Genomic DNA, 15,386 nt, shown 5'->3' with positions numbered 1-15,386 from the left:
CCCGGCCGTCGTCGTCGCAAGGAGTGACAGTGCACAACCATTTCAACGGTGCCAAGACGGCGTTGTTGTTCGGCGCCCTCATGGGGATCTTCCTCGTCTTCGGCGCGGTCGTCGCCGGAGCCACGCGCAGCTCGGCGTTCCTCTGGATTTTCGCACTGCTCGGCGTCGGATCGATCGCCTACAGCTACTGGAACAGCGACAAGATCGCCATCCGCAGCATGCGCGCCGTCGAGGTCACCGAGCAGCAGGCGCCCGCCATGTACCGGATCGTCCGGGAGCTGAGCGCGCGCGCCGGAAAGCCCATGCCCCGGCTCTACGTCTCGCCGACCCCGGCCCCGAACGCCTTCGCCACGGGCCGCAACCCGGAGAACGCCGCCGTGTGCTGCACGCAGGGGATCCTGCAGCTGCTGAACGAGCGCGAGCTCCGCGGCGTACTCGGGCACGAACTCATGCACGTCTACAACCGCGACATCCTCACGGGCTCCATCGCGGCGGCCGTCGCCGGCGTGATCACGTCCGTGGCCCAGATGTTCGCGTTCGCCGGCATGATGGGCGGCAACCGCAACCAGGGCGGCAACCCGATCGGAGCACTGCTGCTCGCCTTTCTCGCGCCCCTCGCCGCAGGCCTCATCCAGACCGCCATCGGCCGCACCCGGGAATTCGACGCCGACGAGGACGGTGCGGCACTGACGGACGACCCGCTGGCGCTCGCATCGGCGCTCCGCAAGCTCGAGATCGGGACGCAGCGCGCACCGCTCCCTCAGGACCAGCGCCTCGTGAACACCTCACACCTCATGATCGCCAATCCGTTCAAGGGCGCCGGCATGAGCCGCCTGTTCGCCACGCATCCGCCGATGGACCAGCGCATCGCACGCCTCGAGGGCATGGCCGGCCGACCGCTCGGCTGATCAGCCCGGAACGACGACGGCGGCCCCACCTCCTGCAGGTGGGGCCGCCGTCGTCTGTGCCTCATGCCCGGGTCAGCGCATGTTCACGAACTGCAGGTCCGCTTCGTCGAAGTTCTTGAGCAGGGCCATCGTGGCCTGCAGATCATCGCGCGACTTGGAGCTGACGCGCAGCTCGTCGCCCTGGATCTGCGACTTGACGCCCTTGGGTCCCTCGTCGCGGATCAGCTTGTTGATCTTCTTCGCGATGTCCTGGGCGATGCCCTCCTTGATGGAGGTCTCCAAGCGGAACTCCTTGCCCGAGGGGAAGGGTTCCCCGGTGTCGAGGGACTTCAGGGAGATGCCCCGCTTGATCATCTTGGACTGCAGCACATCGAGGACGGCCAGCACACGCTCCTCCGAGTTGGCCTTCATGAGGATCTTCTCGCCGCTGAAGTCCACCTCCGCACCGACCCCCTTGAAGTCGTACCGCTGCGCGATCTCCTTCTGCGCCTGGTTGAGCGCGTTGGCGACCTCCTGCTTGTCCACTTTGCTGACGACGTCGAACGTGGATTCGCTTGCCACGATTCCTCCTCGGGGTGATGGGATTTCCTGCCCTCAAGACTATCCGCAACCCTCCCGGCCCGCTGCGGCCCCGTTCACAGGCAACGGTCAGGAGGCGTAGGGGGCAGACACCGGGTCCGGTGGCACGGTGGGATCACCCGTACCGCTTCCGCCACAGAGAGAACCGAGATGCCTGAACCACGACGCCGGCGCTACCAGATCCGCCTCCGCAAGGCGGTGGCGGGATCGTTCCTCGCCGCCGCGACGGCGGCGTCGCTGACGGGCTTCACGGCGGTACCGGCACTCGCCGTCCCGCCGAGGGCGGTGGCCGCGAGCTCCGAGTCCGTGGACGACGCCGCGAGCGACATCATCCTCGGACTCGATACCGCCTCGCAGGTGAGCGTCGCGTCGCCCGTCACTGCGACGGACGGTGCCACGACCCCGGGGGAGCGCCTCGCGGGTGTCCGGGCCGACCTCGACCAGGCCGTCCTGTTCCGCCTGGTGACGCCCCGGCAGGCGGACGCCTTCTACGCCCAGATCGAGCGCAGGGTGGCCGCAGGCCTGTGACGATCCACCCGATTCGTCACCGGGGCCGTTTGTCTGTAAAGTTGTCTTGCCCGCGCTTGCTGCGGGCGGTCTTCCTGTGAAGACGTTCGGCAGATTACCCGAGCGGCCAAAGGGGGCTGACTGTAAATCAGCTGGCAACGCCTACGGGGGTTCGAATCCCTCATCTGCCACAGCAAGGAGAGGCCGGTACTTCCGCTAGGAATAGTGGGAGTACCGGCCTTTCGCGTTGAAGCCCCCGGGCTCATGCCGTAGCGTCGCGACGAGGGCGTCCTTCCCCTCGGCGCCACCCTACGAGCCCTGCTACGGGACGTCGAGCAGCGCGTCGAGCGGTGGCGCGAGGCGGGAGGAGAGGGACCGGACATACGTGGCGGTCAGGTGGTCGCCGTCCCGGTACACGAGGACGTCACCGATGACGGGCGGGCACTCGTCGGCAGGGCAGATGAAGTCGTTCAGGTCGATCAGGGTGGCTCCGGGGAGGCCCCGCACCCCCGCCACCTGCGCCAGCCCCTTGTCGTCAGCTGCTTCGCCCCGGGGCGCGGAGCATTCGCCCAGTGCGGCGGTATTGGCCGCGACGCACTCCGGGACGTCGAACCCGGGCGCGGGGGTGTCCCTGATGACGGCCACCGGGATGTCGTTCCGAGTGAAGGTGCTCCAGGACCTCCGGAACGCCTCCGACATGGCAGCGACGTCGTCGGTCGCTCCGGAGATCCCGGCGCTGACGGTGTAGCTGCTGGTGATGACCATGCTGAGGAGGGGGTCCTCCTGCAGCAGGTCCTGCATCCGGCCGTTCCAGTCCATGCAGGTCGTGTACACCCTGCCCTTCCGCTCGAGCTCGCCCGTCGCGAAGGGGCAGGCGTCATGGATGTATGCCGTGAGCCTCCAGCCTCGCTCCTGGGCGATCTTCTCGAGGGCGGGGATCCATTGCTTCGCGTGCGAGTCACCCACGAGGGCCACGTGGATGTCCGATGCCCTCTCCCCGTACTCGCAGGAGACGATCTCGGTCTCACTGATCTTGGCCGAGTCGCAGGTGGGGAAGTCCTTCGCTGCGACGACAGGCATCGGCGCGATGTCCTCCGCCGTCGCCTGCGGTTCGAACCCGGCTGATCGCGGGTTCGCCGGGAGAGTTCTGGCGCCGTGGAGGACCGTCTGCACCTGCACACGAACGGCTTCCGCCCTGTCCACTTCCGTGCGGACCGCTGTGACGAGGAGCCCGCCGGCGATGCCGCCGACCACCATGAGGACGAGTCCGGTACAGACGCCGCGGAGGGAGGCATCCCTGAACGCACTCCACCCGCTGACGGGTTTCTCGACGACGGTGTACGTGAGGTACGCGAGGCCGATCGAGAGCCCGGCGATGACGGTCCCCGTCACGGCGTCGGGTTCTCCGACCACCGCCGTCGCCAGGACGATGAGCGGCCAGTGCCAGAGGTACAGGGAGTAGGAGATGTCCCCCAGGAAGGTCATGGGTCGGGTGCCGAGGACGAGGCCGGGCCCGAGCGGAGCCCGGCCGACGCCCGCGGCGATGACCAGGGCGGAGGACACCGTGGGGATCAGCGCTGCGCTTCCCGGGTACGGGACCGAGCCGTCGATCAGGACCGCGGAGGCGATGATGCCGCCCATTCCGGCCCACCCTGCAATCGTCGCGACAGCGTGGGGGAGCCTCTCGAGCTGCGCGACGGCTACGGCGAGAAGGGCGCCGAGCGCAAGCTGCCAGAACCGCGTCGTCGAGGCGAAGTAGGCGGGCCCGGGAGCTGTCGCGGTGTAGTGGATGGACCAGGCCAGCGACGGCAGGAGCACCAGGGTGAGGGCGACGAGTAGCAGCGGGCGCAGGCGTTCCATCGGGATCGGCCCGCGCCGGCGCCTCTTCCCCGTCAGGAGCCCCCCGGCGGCGATGAGGAGCAGGGGCCAGACCAGGTAGAACTGCTCCTCCACGGCAAGGGACCAGTAGTGCTGGAGGGGCCCGGGGGCCGCGTCACTCGTGAGGTAGTCCACGGAGTCGGCGGCGAGCCGCCAGTTCTGGACGTAGGACGCCGAGGCGATGAGGTCCCACCCGATCGAGGCCCAGCGCGTGACGGGCAGGAGCACCGCGGTCAGCGCGGCCGTGACGACGAGGACGAGCGTCGCCGCCGGCAGCAGCCGCCTGGCCCTCCGCGCGTAGAACCCGACCAGCGAGACCCGTCCGTCCTCGACGAGCTGCCGGAGGAGGAGCCCGGTGATCAGGAAACCGGAGATGACGAAGAAGACATCGACTCCCACGAATCCGCCCGGCACGAACGGCACCCCGAGGTGGTACAGCAGCACCGCGATGACCGCCACACTGCGCAGGCCCTGGATGTCCGGCCGGAAAGCCGACCTCCCCGCGGTGGGTGCTGTGCGCTCGGCCGCGCCGAGCAGACTGACTGCCAACAGGAAACCTCCAGAGAAACCGTGCGACCCCCGAGCGCTGTCGATCCCAGCGTAGCGCCGGGGCTTTCCCGCCCAGCCGTGCCGCCATCGGCTCGACCTGCCCGGGGAAAGCTGATAGGTCCGCTACCACAGGGACGTCCGAGCCATCCGCGGGTGGCCTGCCCTACGAAGAGTACCTACGCATGCATACAGTGGAATTCGACGGCAGGGGAGGGCGTGATCAGCGATATTCCGGGCGCGCGGATCGCCTGGCTCGACAGCCTGCGCGGTACGGCCATCCTCCTCGTCGTCCTGCTGCACGCAGCGGAGTCCCTCCGGCTGGCCGCCGGGCCGACGCCGGGCGTCGATACCCTGAATCTCTTCCTCGAGCCCTTCCGCATGCCCGTGCTGATGTTCCTCTCGGGGCTCCTGCTGCCACAGTCACTGGCCAAGCCCGGACGGAAGTACGTCGCCGGCAAGGTCTCCCGGGTGGCGTGGCCGTACGTCCTCTGGTCGCTGATCATCCTGACGGCGAGTGGGGACCTCAGCCCGGGTGGAGTCGCCGAGATCCTCTACCGGTCGCCGACCTACCTCTGGTATCTCTGGTTCATCCTCGTCTTCTATGCGCTCGCCTATCCGCTGCGACGTATCCCGCAACTCGTCCCCGCAGGTGCGGCGCTCCTGGTCTCGTTCGTGCTGCCGCACGGCAGCCGCCCCGAGACCATGGCCTTCCTGGCGGCCTTCTTCTTCCTCGGGGCGTGGTGTGCCCGGCACGCCCCGCTCCTGGTGAGGATCACCAGCCGGCCCTGGCTGCTGGCACCGGCTTTGGCCGCAGCCGTCACCGTGGGTGTCCTCAACGTGATGGGCCGGGACGTCCTGTACCGGGGGGAGTTCGCCTGGGGAGTAGCAGGAGCCCTGGGCGTCGTGTGCTGGCTGTTCCCGCGGCTCGGTACCAACCGGGCCACCGCGTTCCTCGCATTCGTGGGCCGCTACTCGATCGTGTTCTACGTCGCGCACCTGGGGCCGATCATGGTCATGCTCGCCCTGGCCGACGCCGTCGGCCTCGCCGGTGGATGGTTCCTGCTGCCGCTGCTGCTCCTGCTGGGGATCGGGCTGCCGCTCGGTCTCGCCTGGGTGTACTCGACGAGGGAGCATGCGTCGGTGAACCTCCTCTTCGAGCTGCCGGCACCGGGGCGGCGCCTCCGCGACCTCGGGTCCCGGCTCGGGTGGGCGAGGATCCGGGGGTCTACTCCCGCGTGAGGACGGTCGTCAGCAGGAGATCCTTCGCGGGCCCCGTGACGTCCCACGAGTACTCGACCGTGGTGGCCGAGGTGGCGGTGAAACGGACCCGGTAGGTGTCGGGCGCACATGCGTGCTCGTCGTAGGCCCGGCCCGAGGTGAGGTCGAGCCGGCACAGGAGCCGGCCATCGGGGAAGTGCACGAGGGCTGATCCGTCCCGGCCCCTCCGTACCAGATAGGTGCGGACCGCCGGACCCTGGAACTGCGGCCAGGCGACGATCCCCTCCTCCTCCCAGCGGAGGCCGTCGTCGTCGGGCGTGAAGGTGGTGGTCCCGGTGAAGGTGCCCGTCAGACCACCGGCCCTGTCGAGGAGACGGCGCTCGGTGTGCCAGGAGCCCGCCAAAAAGGCCAGCGGGTCGCCGACCGCAGAGGGGGTGGAGTCGTGCCGGTGTGCTACCGCAGCATCCCCGCCGTGGGGCAGGGCCCGCGCCGGGTGGACAGCCGGAGCTGTCTCGTCCTGCATCGTCCCTCCTGGTGTCGGCTGCGTCCCACGCTAGCGGGGCTCGGCACCGCCGTCGATTGAGAACACCGCCCGAAAATGTTAGGCTACCTAACTATGAGCCTTCCTCCGACGGATACGCAACTGCTGGCCCTCGCGCAGTCCTTCCGCACCACCCTGCGCCACGCCGTCTACCTCAGCCGGTCCATGGACAGCGACGGGGAACTGACCACCATGCAGATGAGCACCCTGAGCATGGCCGCGGACGAACCGCTCCGCGTGAGCCGGGTCGCCGCGAACCTCGGCATCCGCGTCCCGTCGGCGACCGAGCAGATCATCAAGCTGGAGCAGGCGGGGCTCGTCCTCCGGCAGCCCGATCCGACCGATTCCCGTGCCGTCCTCGTCCAGCTGACGGAGACCGGCCGCGAGGCCTGGGAAGCGGCCGGCAGGCGCCGCAACGAACGCGTCGCGGCACTGCTGGAACAACTCGACGACGACGACCGCGCGACACTGGCCGCCGCCCTGCCGATCATCGAAAAACTGAACCACACAGCCTAGGAGTACCCGAGTGACCACCCACGCACAGGCCGCGCAGCCCGCAACGGTCCTTGCCGAGGAGAAGCGGTCCTTCTTCCGGCAGCCCAGAGCCGTCTGGGCCACAGCCCTGGCGGCCGTCTTCGCCTTCATGGGAATCGGCCTCGTCGACCCGATCCTCCCGGCCATCGCCGAGAACCTCCAGGCCTCACCGAGCCAGGTGTCCCTGCTGTTCACGAGCTACTTCCTCGTGACGGCCGTCGCGATGCTCGTGACCGGCGTCATCTCCTCACGCATCGGTGGCAAGCGGACACTCCTGCTCGGGCTGGGCCTGATCGTGGTGTTCGCCTCGCTCGCCGGCCTGTCCGGCGACGTCGCCACCCTGGTCGGCTTCCGCGCCGGCTGGGGCCTCGGCAACGCGCTCTTCGTGGCAACCGCGCTCGCCGTGATCGTCGGCGTGGCCAGTGGCGGTACCGCGACGGCGATCATCCTCTACGAGGCCGCCCTCGGCCTCGGGATCTCCCTCGGCCCGTTGCTCGGTGCGCTCCTCGGCGGCTGGCAGTGGCGCGCGCCCTTCTTCGGCACCGCCGTCCTCATGGCCGCGGCATTTCTCGCCCTGATCATCCTGCTGCCCGCCACGCCCCGGCCCGCGACCACGACGTCGCTCACGGCACCGCTCGTCGCGCTCGGACACAAGGGCCTGCGCACCACCGCATCCAGCGCCCTGTTCTACAACTACGGGTTCTTCACGATCCTGGCGTTCACTCCCTTCGTCCTCGGCATGGACGCGTACGGGATCGGTGCGGTGTTCTTCGGCTGGGGCCTGATGGTGGCCATCTTCTCGGTCCTCGTGGCACCCGTGCTGCAGCGCGTGCTCGGCACCACCCGCGTGCTGCTCCTGACCCTCGCGGCCCTGGCCCTCGTGCTCGTCGGCCTCACCCTGGCCGCCGAGCGTTCGGTGACCGCCGTCGTCGTCCTGGTGGTCGTCTCCGGCGCTCTGCTGGGCATCAACAACACCCTGTACACGGAACTCGCCATGGGTGTCTCGACCGCGCCGCGGCCCGTCGCCTCGGCCGGCTACAACTTCGTCCGGTGGATGGGCGGGGCGCTCGCACCCTTCGCCGCGACGAAGCTGGCCGAGGTCTTCGATCCCCGCGCCACCTACGCCGTCGCCGCGGTCATGGTGCTCGTCGCGGCGGGCGTGATCCTCGCCGGTCGCGCCTCGCTCACGCACGCGACCGGGACGGGCGAATAGGGCCGGAGCGACAGGGCCGGAGCGACGGCGTCAGCCGTCGAGGATCGACGTCGTCGCCTCGTCCTCCGCCCCCGCGTAGTACCGGTCCAGCAGCGCCCTGAACCACGGCTCCTGCGGCCCGGCCCGGTCGAAGAGCGTCATGGAGGACTGCAGCTTGCGCGCATCGATCCCGCCGAGCACCGCCACCGGATCGCTGCCCTGCAGATTGAGGAGGGCGTGGACACTCTCCATGAGGCGGGGGCCCAGGACCCGATGCGCGAGGTAGGCGCGTGCCTCCTCGAGGGTGCCGATGGCGTACCGGACCGACGTCGGGCTGCTGCCGAGTCCTGCCACCTGCGGGAAGACGAACCACATCCAATGCCCCGTCTTCCGGCCGTTCCGCAGCTCGGCGAGGGCCTGGTCGTAGGTGCCGTGGGCGTCCTGCGCGTCGACGAATCGTGCGAGGTCGTAGGGGTCGGTCATGCTGGTCTCCGGAGAAAAGGGTGGGTGGGCGGGCACTTCATCGGTAGCGAACAGGCCTGACAAGGGTCCAGGGGGTCGCTAGCGTTGAAGGATGTCGACAATCAATATCACTGAGGCAAGCTTCCCCGAGACCATCGAGGGCAACGACATCGTGTTCGTTGACTTCTGGGCCGACTGGTGCGGGCCGTGCAAGCAGTTCGCACCGGTGTACGACGCCGTCTCCCAGCAGCACGAGGACGTCACCTTCGCGAAGGTCGACACCGAGGCCGAGCAGTCGCTCGCCGCAGCCGCGGGGATCACCTCCATCCCCACGCTGATGGCGTTCCGCGAGAAGGTCCTCGTCTTCTCCCAGCCCGGCGCGCTCAACGCGACGCAGTTCGGTGAGCTGGTCGACGCCGTCAAGGGCCTGGACATGAAGGCCGTGCACGAGCAGATCGCGCAGCAGCAGGCGCAGGGCGACACCGCCGGCGACGCGCAGTAGCCGTCCTTCCGAACGGAAGCCCCGCACTCCTCGAGTGCGGGGCTTCTCTCATTCCGGTGCTAGGCGGCCTGGTCCGACCGCACCATCTCCACGGGCCTGGCCAGCAGGGCGCTCAGCGATTCGCCGAGGTCCTGGACGGCGGGGCCGCGCAGGTGCGTGTCCAGCAGGTCGGTGGACTCCCACTGCTCGGTGAGGACGATGCGGTCCTCCTGCGCTTCGGTGATCTCGTACCGGATGCACCCGGGCTCCTGCACCACCTGTTCGATGGCGATGTCCAGGGCGAGCTTCACGCGGAAGAACTCGCCGTCGAGCGGGGTGAATACTGCGGTGACGTCTACGGGTCGGCTCATGCCTCCACCCTAGCGGCGCCCGGATCGGCCGCCGCATCGTGTCACGCGCACAGGGCGGGCCTAGCGCCGGCGATGGTCCTCGGGGGAGAGGCGGGGACCGAAGGTGGGCTTGCGGAAGCCGCTCGAGTACAGGGACCGCACCACGCGCTGGCGCTGCCCCTGCCACGGCGCGAGCAGCTCGATCATCCCGGCGTCGTCGGTCCGCCGCCCGGTGAGCGCAGCACCGACATAGGCCGCGAGGTGGTAGTCGCCGACGGAGATCGAGTCGGGACACCCGTGCGTCCGCTGCACCACCTCGGCCGCCGTCCACACGCCGATGCCGGGCACCGACCGCAGGCCGGCACGGACCGCGTCACCGCCCGGCAGGGACGCGAGCCGTTCCAGCCCGGTCGCCACGAGGGCCGCCTTGAGGATGGTGGCCGAGCGTTTCGCGTCCACGCCGGCCTTGTGCCAGTCCCAGGACGGGATGCGGCGCCACTGCTCGGCGGTCGGGGGAAGGCGGAGTGCCGCGGGAGCGACGCCACCGGCACCCGGGGCGGGGTCGCCGTAGCGGACGAGCAGGTAGCGCCAGGCGCGCTTGGCCTCGATGCCGGTGACCTTCTGTTCGAGGATCGCCCGGGCCACCGTGTCGAGCATCCGCCCCGACGACGGAAGGCGCAGGCCGGGATTGAGGTACCTGCCCTTGCGGGCGAGGTCGGGCAGCGTGGCCCGGAACTCGGCGCAGTCGAAGGCGGTCCAGTCGTCGTCCGCTCCCAGCAGGCGGGGAAGGGACGCCAGCGCCCGGGCAGCCCCTGGCCCCCAGGCGTTCGCCTGGATGCGGCTGCTGGTCAGGGAGCCCCGCTGCCGCAGGGAGAGCGTGACGGGGCCGTCGACGGTACGGAAGGCGAGCCAGGAGTCGGGTCCCTGAACGAGAAAGGAGGGGTCGTGGGTGCCGCACTGCAGCGTGCCGATCGTCGCGGCGAGATTGTAGGGTCCGTCGGGGATCCACTCCGCGGCTTCCGCACCCGGGGGCACGACGGCGGGGGCGATGCTCATGCCTCAATCGTCCCACGGAGGCCGTGCTGTCCCGATGTCCGGCGGCGTGTCACGCGGGGTCGCGCGGGAGTAGCATCAGGCATCCGGTGGAATCGTCCTGAGGAACAGCCGATGGTGGAGGCCCAGAGGAATCGGGGGTGGCGGTTCGTCGCGCCCGGGCTCCTCGTCCTCCTCGTCGTGATGGCTCTGCTGTGCGCAGGGTGCACGGTGGACGGTTCCGGGCGGGCGTCGCAGGATCCCGCACCACAGGCAGCATCCCCTCGCACCTCGCCGAGCAGGTCGCCGCAACCGTCACTGTCCCCGCCGGCATGCGAGGACTGCGTGGGCATCATCCTCACGGGAGACCTCCTGGTGCACCCGCAGCTGTGGGAGCAGGCCGCGGCGGACGCGGCGGTGACGGGCCGACTTCCGCTGGACTTCGGGCCGTTGCTCGCGGGCCAGCGCCCCTATCTCGCGGCGGGCACGCTCGGCGTCTGCCACCTCGAGACACCCGTGGCCGACGCGGAAGGACCGTTCAGCGGCTATCCGCAGTTCAACGTCCCGCCGCAGATCCTCGCCGCGGCGAAGGACGTCGGGTACGACGCGTGCACCACCGCGAGCAATCACACCATCGACTGGGGTACCCAGGGGGTGGAACGCACCCTCGCGGCCCTGGACGCGGTGGGCCTCGATCACACGGGGTCCTATGCGAGCGCCGCCGATGCGGAGGAGGTCCTGATCCTCGACCAGCCGCAGGCGAGGGTGGCGGTCATCGAGGCGACGTACGGGCTGAACGGACTGGTGCCCGACGAGCCGTGGCGCGTGGACCTGATCGATGCGCAGGACATGATCGCGAAGGCGACGGCGGCCCGGGGCCAGGGGGCGGACATCGTGATCGCTGCACTGCACGCCGGCGACGAATACGCCTCCGTCCCGAACGCCCAGCAGGTGGAGGTCGCCCACGCGCTCGCGGACAGCGGCAAGATCGACGTCGTCTACGGCCACCACACCCACTCGGTCCTGCCGGTCGAGCGCTACAACGGCACGTGGATCGCGTACGGGCTGGGCAACGGGGTGACCGAGCTGTCACCCGTCCACGAGGTCAACAACGAAGGCCTGATGATCCGGGTCCGGCTGAGCCGGGCTGCCGGCGGCGGCTGGTCCGTCTCCGGCTTCGACTGGGTGCCGTCCCTGATCGTCGCGGCGCCCTACCGCTGGTGTTCCCTCGCCCCCGATCGGCCGGTCGGGGCCTGCTCGTCCCCGGAGCACGAGGCAGCGGTGCGCGAGCGGACCCGGCGCGTGGTCGAGTCGCGCGGCGCGGCCGGCGCGGGTGCCCGCCAGTGGGAGGTCTCCGCCGACGGGGCGGGGCGCTAGGGCCGCGGATCACCCACGGATCGTCGACGCGATCGCCTCGCCGAGCGACGCCGTCGTCCCGGTACCGCCGAGGTCCCGGGTGAGGGTGTCACCGCCGGCGGCCAGCACCGACTCGATGGCGCCGAGGATCGCGGCGGCCGCCTCCGGCTCGCCGAGGTGCTCCAGCATCATCGAGGCGCTCCAGATCTGGCCGACCGGATTGGCGATCCCCTTGCCCGCGATGTCCGGCGCCGAGCCGTGCACCGGCTCGAAGAGGCTGGGGAAGGTCCGGTCGGGGTTGATGTTGCCGCTGGGTGCGACCCCGATCGTGCCCGTGCATGCCGGCCCGAGATCGGACAGGATGTCGCCGAAGAGGTTGCTGGCCACGACGACGTCGAACCAGTCGGGGTGGAGGACGAAGTTCGCGCAGAGGATGTCGATGTGGAACTTGTCCGTGCGCACGTCCTCGTAGCCGGCCGCCATCGCCTCCACGCGCTCGTCCCAGTACGGCATGGTGATCGAGATGCCGTTGCTCTTCGTGGCCGACGTCAGGTGCTTCTTCTCCCGCTTCCGGGCGAGCTCGAAGGCGTACTTCAGGATGCGGTCCACGCCGGTACGGGTCATGACGGTGTCCTGGATGACCGTCTCGCGGTCCGTGCCCTCGAACATCCTGCCGCCGACGCTCGAGTACTCGCCCTCGGTGTTCTCGCGGACCACGTAGAAGTCGACGTCGCCCGGCTTCCTGCCCGCCAGGGGACTGGTGATCCCCGGCAGCAACCGCACCGGACGCAGGTTCACGTACTGGTCGAAGTGGCGCCGGAACTGCAGCAGGCTGCCCCAGAGGGACACGTGGTCCGGCACGACGTCGGGCCAGCCGACGGCTCCGAAGAAGATCGCGTCGAAGCCGCGCAGTTCCTCGAACCAGCCGTCCGGCAGCATCTGCCCGTGTTCGAGGTAGTAGTCCGCGCTGGCGTAGTCGAACTCGGTGACCTCGACCTCGAAGCCGTACCTGTCCGCGGCCGTCCGGAGCGCGCGCAACCCCTCCGGCATGACCTCCTTGCCGATGCCGTCGCCGGCGATCGCAGCGATCCGGTAGGTGTTCGTCATGGTCTTCGTCATGGTCGGTTCCCTTCATCGGCAGGCTGCTTACCAACCCAGCCTAGGCTCAGGACCCCGTCCACCACAGCATGACGACGGCGGCGGGCAGCGTCAGCGCCGTGACCAGCAGTCCCGCCAGCGCGAACGGCACCCATCGGACGGACAGGCCGAGGGACTGCAGCCGTTCGGCCCACAGCAGGGTCGCGAGCGATCCCCAGGGGGTGACGAGCGGCCCGAGGTTCGCGCCGATGAGCAGTGCTGCGAGGCGGAGGGGGGAACCGGCCAGCGGTTCCAGGGCCAGGTAGGCGGGCAGGTTGTTGACGGCATTGGCGCCGGCGGCACCGACGGCCGCGAGCTGCAGGAGGTCCGCGAGTCCCGCCCCGGTCCCGGCCACCGGAGCGATCCCGGCGTCGAGGCCCTGCGCCTGTGCCGCGGTGACGAGCACGAAGAGGCTGAGGGCGAGGACGAGCGGGTTCACCGGGATCAGCCGGAAGGTCAGCGTGCTGCGTCGCCGGACCGCGAAGAGGACCAGGAGGACGCCGGCGGCCACGCTCGCACTCGCCGCCACCGGGATCCCGCTGACCAGGGCGGGCACCAGGAGTGCGAGGACCGCGTATCCGCACAGCAGCAGGACGCGGTCCTCCGCTGCGCGGGGTGCGGCGGGTGAGAAGCGGCCGGACAGCTGCCGGCGGAAGATCAGGAGCAGGACGGCGCACGGCACGACGATGCCCACCACCGCCGGGCCGTAGACGAGCCCCGCGAAGGCCGCCGGAGTGAGCTGCAGCCGCTCCTGCACCAGGAGGTTCGTCAGGTTGGACACCGGCAGGAGCAGGGACGCCGTATTGGCGAGCCAGACGATCGTCATCGCGAAGGGCAGGGGAGGGAGCCCGCTCCGCCGGGCGAGCAGCACCACCAGGGGCGTGAGCAGCACCGCCGTCGTATCCAGCGAGAAGAAGACGGTGCAGCCCACGGCGAGGACGACGGTCACGAGCCACAGCACGATCGTGCGGCCCCCGGCCAGGCGCGCCGATGCCGCGATGATCCGTTCGAAGACGCCCGCCGCGAAGAGCAGGTCCGTGACCACCGTCATGGCGGTCACGAAGAGCAGGATCGGCCAGATACGCCCCCACAGCCCGGCCAGGGCAGGGCCGGGCAGCAGGCCGGCGGCGATGCAGGCCAGGGCGAGGACCGGCAGGATCGCCCGGGAGGCAGTGCGCAGGGTCACGGGCGGGCTCCGATTCAGGGGGCAGTAGCAGGTCGGGTCGCGTCCCGCGGCGTAACGGCGGCATGGTCGTTCGGGCACCAGCCGGTAACTTTGTAGTCATGAAGTATGCCAATTCAATCGTCGACCTGATCGGCAACACCCCGCTGGTCAGGCTCAACTCCGTCACCGACGGTATCGCAGCCACAGTCCTCGCGAAGGTCGAATACCTCAACCCGGGCGGGTCGGTGAAGGACCGCATCGCGGCGAAGATCATCGACGCAGCCGAAGCCGAGGGGAAGATCAAGCCCGGCGGAACCATCGTCGAACCGACCTCCGGCAACACCGGTGTCGGACTCGCCCTCGTGGCGCAGCAGCGCGGCTACAAATGCGTCTTCGTGGTGCCCGACAAGGTGGGCGAGGACAAGCGCAACGTCCTCAAGGCCTACGGCGCAGAAGTCGTGGTCACGCCGACCGCCGTCGCCCCCGACAGCCCGCACTCCTACTACGGCGTCTCCGACCGCCTCGTCCGCGAGATCCCCGGTGCCTACAAGCCCGATCAGTTCTCCAACCAGAACGGGCCGCTGAGCCACTACGAGACCACGGGCCCCGAGATCTGGAACGACACCGACGGCAAGCTCACGCACTTCGTCACCGGCGTCGGCACCGGCGGCACCATCACCGGCACCGGCCGGTACCTGAAGGAGGTCTCGGCGGACCGCGACGGCGGGCCCGTACGCATCATCGGCGCCGACCCCGACGGCTCCATCTACTCGGGCGGCACCGGACGCCCCTACTTCGTCGAGGGCGTCGGCGAGGACATGTGGCCCGAGTCCTACGACCCCTCCATCCCGGACGAGATCCACGGCGTCACGGACGCCGAGAGCTTCGAGATGACCCGGCGCCTCGCCCGCGAGGAGGGGCTGCTGGTCGGCGGGTCCTGCGGTATGGCGGTCGTCGCCGCGTTGCGCGTCGCCAAGGACCTGACCGCCGACGACGTCGTCGTCGTCCTCCTGCCCGACGGCGGCCGCGGCTACCTCGGCAAGATCTTCAACGACGACTGGATGAAGTCCCACGGCTTCATGGCCGGCGGCGACGAGGCGAGCGTCGGCGAGGTGCTGCGCGCCAAGAACAGCTCGCTGCCGGACCTCGTGCACACGCACCCCACCGAGACCGTCCGCGACGTCATCGCGACCCTGGCCGAACACGGCGTCTCCAGCCTCCCGGTGCTGTCCCGGAAGCCTCCCGTCAGGGTGGGGGAGGTGCTGGGGTCCGTCGACGAGCGGTCGCTGACGGCGAAGATCTTCAGCGGCGAGGCGCAGCTGACGGACCAGATCTCGCAGCACATGGACGGGAAGCTCCCGCTCATCGGGTCGCTCGAATCCGTCGAGACGGCGCGGGAACGGCTCCAGGACGTCGACGCGCTGATGGTGACGAACGTCGGGTCCCCGGTGGGAATTCTGACGCGCCACGACTTGCTGACATACATGAGCAGATAAC

General features: G+C 69.7%; 16 protein-coding genes and 1 tRNA gene. 9 read left to right on the top strand and 8 right to left on the bottom strand.

Annotation, left to right across the window (positions count from 1 at the left end; translation table 11 throughout):
* Positions 1-29 precede the first annotated feature (29 nt).
* Positions 30-908: a zinc metalloprotease HtpX gene (htpX, locus tag ACX80L_RS01440; RefSeq protein WP_133082308.1), complete on the top strand. Its 879-nt coding sequence runs from the start codon at positions 30-32 to the stop codon at positions 906-908.
* Between the two features lie 72 nt (positions 909-980).
* Here the strand turns inward: htpX and ACX80L_RS01435 are convergent, their stop codons facing one another.
* Positions 981-1,469, bottom strand: coding sequence for a YajQ family cyclic di-GMP-binding protein (locus ACX80L_RS01435; RefSeq protein ID WP_104051037.1), 489 nt, complete (start codon positions 1,467-1,469; stop codon positions 981-983).
* A gap of 168 nt (positions 1,470-1,637) precedes the next feature.
* Here ACX80L_RS01435 and ACX80L_RS01430 point away from each other — a divergent pair, with 168 nt between their 5' ends.
* Both ACX80L_RS01430 and ACX80L_RS01425 read left to right on the top strand, forming a co-directional pair.
* Positions 1,638-2,015 carry a hypothetical protein gene (locus ACX80L_RS01430; protein ID WP_459287209.1) on the top strand — a complete coding sequence of 126 codons (378 nt, stop codon included), beginning with the start codon at positions 1,638-1,640 and terminating at the stop codon, positions 2,013-2,015.
* A gap of 88 nt (positions 2,016-2,103) precedes the next feature.
* A tRNA-Tyr gene (locus tag ACX80L_RS01425) sits at positions 2,104-2,185 on the top strand.
* Between the two features lie 130 nt (positions 2,186-2,315).
* Here ACX80L_RS01425 and ACX80L_RS01420 read toward each other — a convergent pair.
* Positions 2,316-4,421 (bottom strand): acyltransferase family protein, encoded by a 2,106-nt coding sequence (locus ACX80L_RS01420; protein ID WP_459287207.1) that lies wholly within the window; start codon positions 4,419-4,421, stop codon positions 2,316-2,318.
* A gap of 216 nt (positions 4,422-4,637) precedes the next feature.
* Here ACX80L_RS01420 and ACX80L_RS01415 point away from each other — a divergent pair, with 216 nt between their 5' ends.
* Positions 4,638-5,660 carry an acyltransferase family protein gene (locus ACX80L_RS01415; RefSeq protein ID WP_459287205.1) on the top strand — a complete coding sequence of 341 codons (1,023 nt, stop codon included), beginning with the start codon at positions 4,638-4,640 and terminating at the stop codon, positions 5,658-5,660.
* Here the strand turns inward: ACX80L_RS01415 and ACX80L_RS01410 are convergent.
* Entirely contained in the window at positions 5,647-6,162 is a 516-nt protein-coding gene (locus tag ACX80L_RS01410; protein ID WP_459287203.1) for a DUF6314 family protein, read from the bottom strand. The two genes, ACX80L_RS01415 and ACX80L_RS01410, sit on opposite strands and share 14 nt — an antisense overlap.
* A gap of 93 nt (positions 6,163-6,255) precedes the next feature.
* Here ACX80L_RS01410 and ACX80L_RS01405 point away from each other — a divergent pair, with 93 nt between their 5' ends.
* Both ACX80L_RS01405 and ACX80L_RS01400 read left to right on the top strand, forming a co-directional pair.
* Positions 6,256-6,696 (top strand): MarR family winged helix-turn-helix transcriptional regulator, encoded by a 441-nt coding sequence (locus tag ACX80L_RS01405; RefSeq protein ID WP_459267226.1) that lies wholly within the window; start codon positions 6,256-6,258, stop codon positions 6,694-6,696.
* A 10-nt stretch (positions 6,697-6,706) separates the two neighbouring features.
* Positions 6,707-7,927 carry an MFS transporter gene (locus tag ACX80L_RS01400; RefSeq protein ID WP_459287201.1) on the top strand — a complete coding sequence of 407 codons (1,221 nt, stop codon included), beginning with the start codon at positions 6,707-6,709 and terminating at the stop codon, positions 7,925-7,927.
* A gap of 30 nt (positions 7,928-7,957) precedes the next feature.
* On the opposite strand, the gene ACX80L_RS01395 is transcribed toward ACX80L_RS01400, so the two are convergent.
* Entirely contained in the window at positions 7,958-8,389 is a 432-nt protein-coding gene (locus ACX80L_RS01395) for a DUF1810 domain-containing protein (RefSeq protein ID WP_459287199.1), read from the bottom strand.
* A gap of 91 nt (positions 8,390-8,480) precedes the next feature.
* On the opposite strand from ACX80L_RS01395, the gene trxA reads away from it, so the two are divergent.
* Complete coding sequence (trxA, locus tag ACX80L_RS01390) at positions 8,481-8,870, top strand: thioredoxin (protein ID WP_133082339.1); 390 nt, start codon at positions 8,481-8,483, stop codon at positions 8,868-8,870.
* Between the two features lie 59 nt (positions 8,871-8,929).
* On the opposite strand, the gene ACX80L_RS01385 is transcribed toward trxA, so the two are convergent.
* Together ACX80L_RS01385 and ACX80L_RS01380 are read right to left on the bottom strand one after the other, a co-directional pair.
* Positions 8,930-9,220, bottom strand: coding sequence for a putative quinol monooxygenase (locus tag ACX80L_RS01385; RefSeq protein ID WP_133082340.1), 291 nt, complete (start codon positions 9,218-9,220; stop codon positions 8,930-8,932).
* A gap of 60 nt (positions 9,221-9,280) precedes the next feature.
* A complete protein-coding gene (locus ACX80L_RS01380) occupies positions 9,281-10,255 on the bottom strand; it encodes a DNA-3-methyladenine glycosylase family protein (protein ID WP_459287197.1) in 975 nt (324 codons plus the stop codon).
* Between the two features lie 111 nt (positions 10,256-10,366).
* Here ACX80L_RS01380 and ACX80L_RS01375 point away from each other — a divergent pair, with 111 nt between their 5' ends.
* The gene (locus tag ACX80L_RS01375) at positions 10,367-11,608 is read left to right on the top strand and encodes a CapA family protein (RefSeq protein ID WP_459287195.1); all 1,242 of its coding nucleotides are present in this window, start codon (positions 10,367-10,369) and stop codon (positions 11,606-11,608) included.
* A gap of 9 nt (positions 11,609-11,617) precedes the next feature.
* On the opposite strand, the gene ACX80L_RS01370 is transcribed toward ACX80L_RS01375, so the two are convergent.
* Both ACX80L_RS01370 and ACX80L_RS01365 read right to left on the bottom strand, forming a co-directional pair.
* A complete protein-coding gene (locus ACX80L_RS01370; RefSeq protein WP_459288065.1) occupies positions 11,618-12,694 on the bottom strand; it encodes a tartrate dehydrogenase in 1,077 nt (358 codons plus the stop codon).
* 58 nt (positions 12,695-12,752) lie between these two features.
* Complete coding sequence (locus tag ACX80L_RS01365; protein WP_459287193.1) at positions 12,753-13,910, bottom strand: ArsB/NhaD family transporter; 1,158 nt, start codon at positions 13,908-13,910, stop codon at positions 12,753-12,755.
* 98 nt (positions 13,911-14,008) lie between these two features.
* On the opposite strand from ACX80L_RS01365, the gene ACX80L_RS01360 reads away from it, so the two are divergent.
* Positions 14,009-15,385, top strand: a complete 1,377-nt coding sequence (locus ACX80L_RS01360) for a cystathionine beta-synthase (RefSeq protein WP_459267220.1) — start codon at positions 14,009-14,011, stop codon at positions 15,383-15,385.
* The last annotated feature ends 1 nt before the right edge of the window (position 15,386 follow it).

It is taken from the genome of Arthrobacter sp. MDT1-48-3 (genome assembly GCF_054511015.1).
The sequence above is the reverse complement of the archived record's forward strand: the minus strand, read 5'-3'. Positions and strand labels throughout refer to the sequence as shown.

Coding starts and splice junctions, on each gene's coding strand:
- ACX80L_RS01410 (WP_459287203.1), bottom strand. CDS start 6,162: ATGCAGGACGAGACAGCTCCGGCTGTCCACCCGGCGCGGGCCCTGCCC.
- ACX80L_RS01370 (WP_459288065.1), bottom strand. CDS start 12,694: ATGACGAACACCTACCGGATCGCTGCGATCGCCGGCGACGGCATCGGC.
- trxA (WP_133082339.1), top strand. CDS start 8,481: ATGTCGACAATCAATATCACTGAGGCAAGCTTCCCCGAGACCATCGAG.
- ACX80L_RS01385 (WP_133082340.1), bottom strand. CDS start 9,220: ATGAGCCGACCCGTAGACGTCACCGCAGTATTCACCCCGCTCGACGGC.
- ACX80L_RS01395 (WP_459287199.1), bottom strand. CDS start 8,389: ATGACCGACCCCTACGACCTCGCACGATTCGTCGACGCGCAGGACGCC.
- ACX80L_RS01405 (WP_459267226.1), top strand. CDS start 6,256: ATGAGCCTTCCTCCGACGGATACGCAACTGCTGGCCCTCGCGCAGTCC.
- ACX80L_RS01375 (WP_459287195.1), top strand. CDS start 10,367: ATGGTGGAGGCCCAGAGGAATCGGGGGTGGCGGTTCGTCGCGCCCGGG.
- ACX80L_RS01430 (WP_459287209.1), top strand. CDS start 1,638: ATGCCTGAACCACGACGCCGGCGCTACCAGATCCGCCTCCGCAAGGCG.
- ACX80L_RS01380 (WP_459287197.1), bottom strand. CDS start 10,255: ATGAGCATCGCCCCCGCCGTCGTGCCCCCGGGTGCGGAAGCCGCGGAG.
- ACX80L_RS01360 (WP_459267220.1), top strand. CDS start 14,009: ATGAAGTATGCCAATTCAATCGTCGACCTGATCGGCAACACCCCGCTG.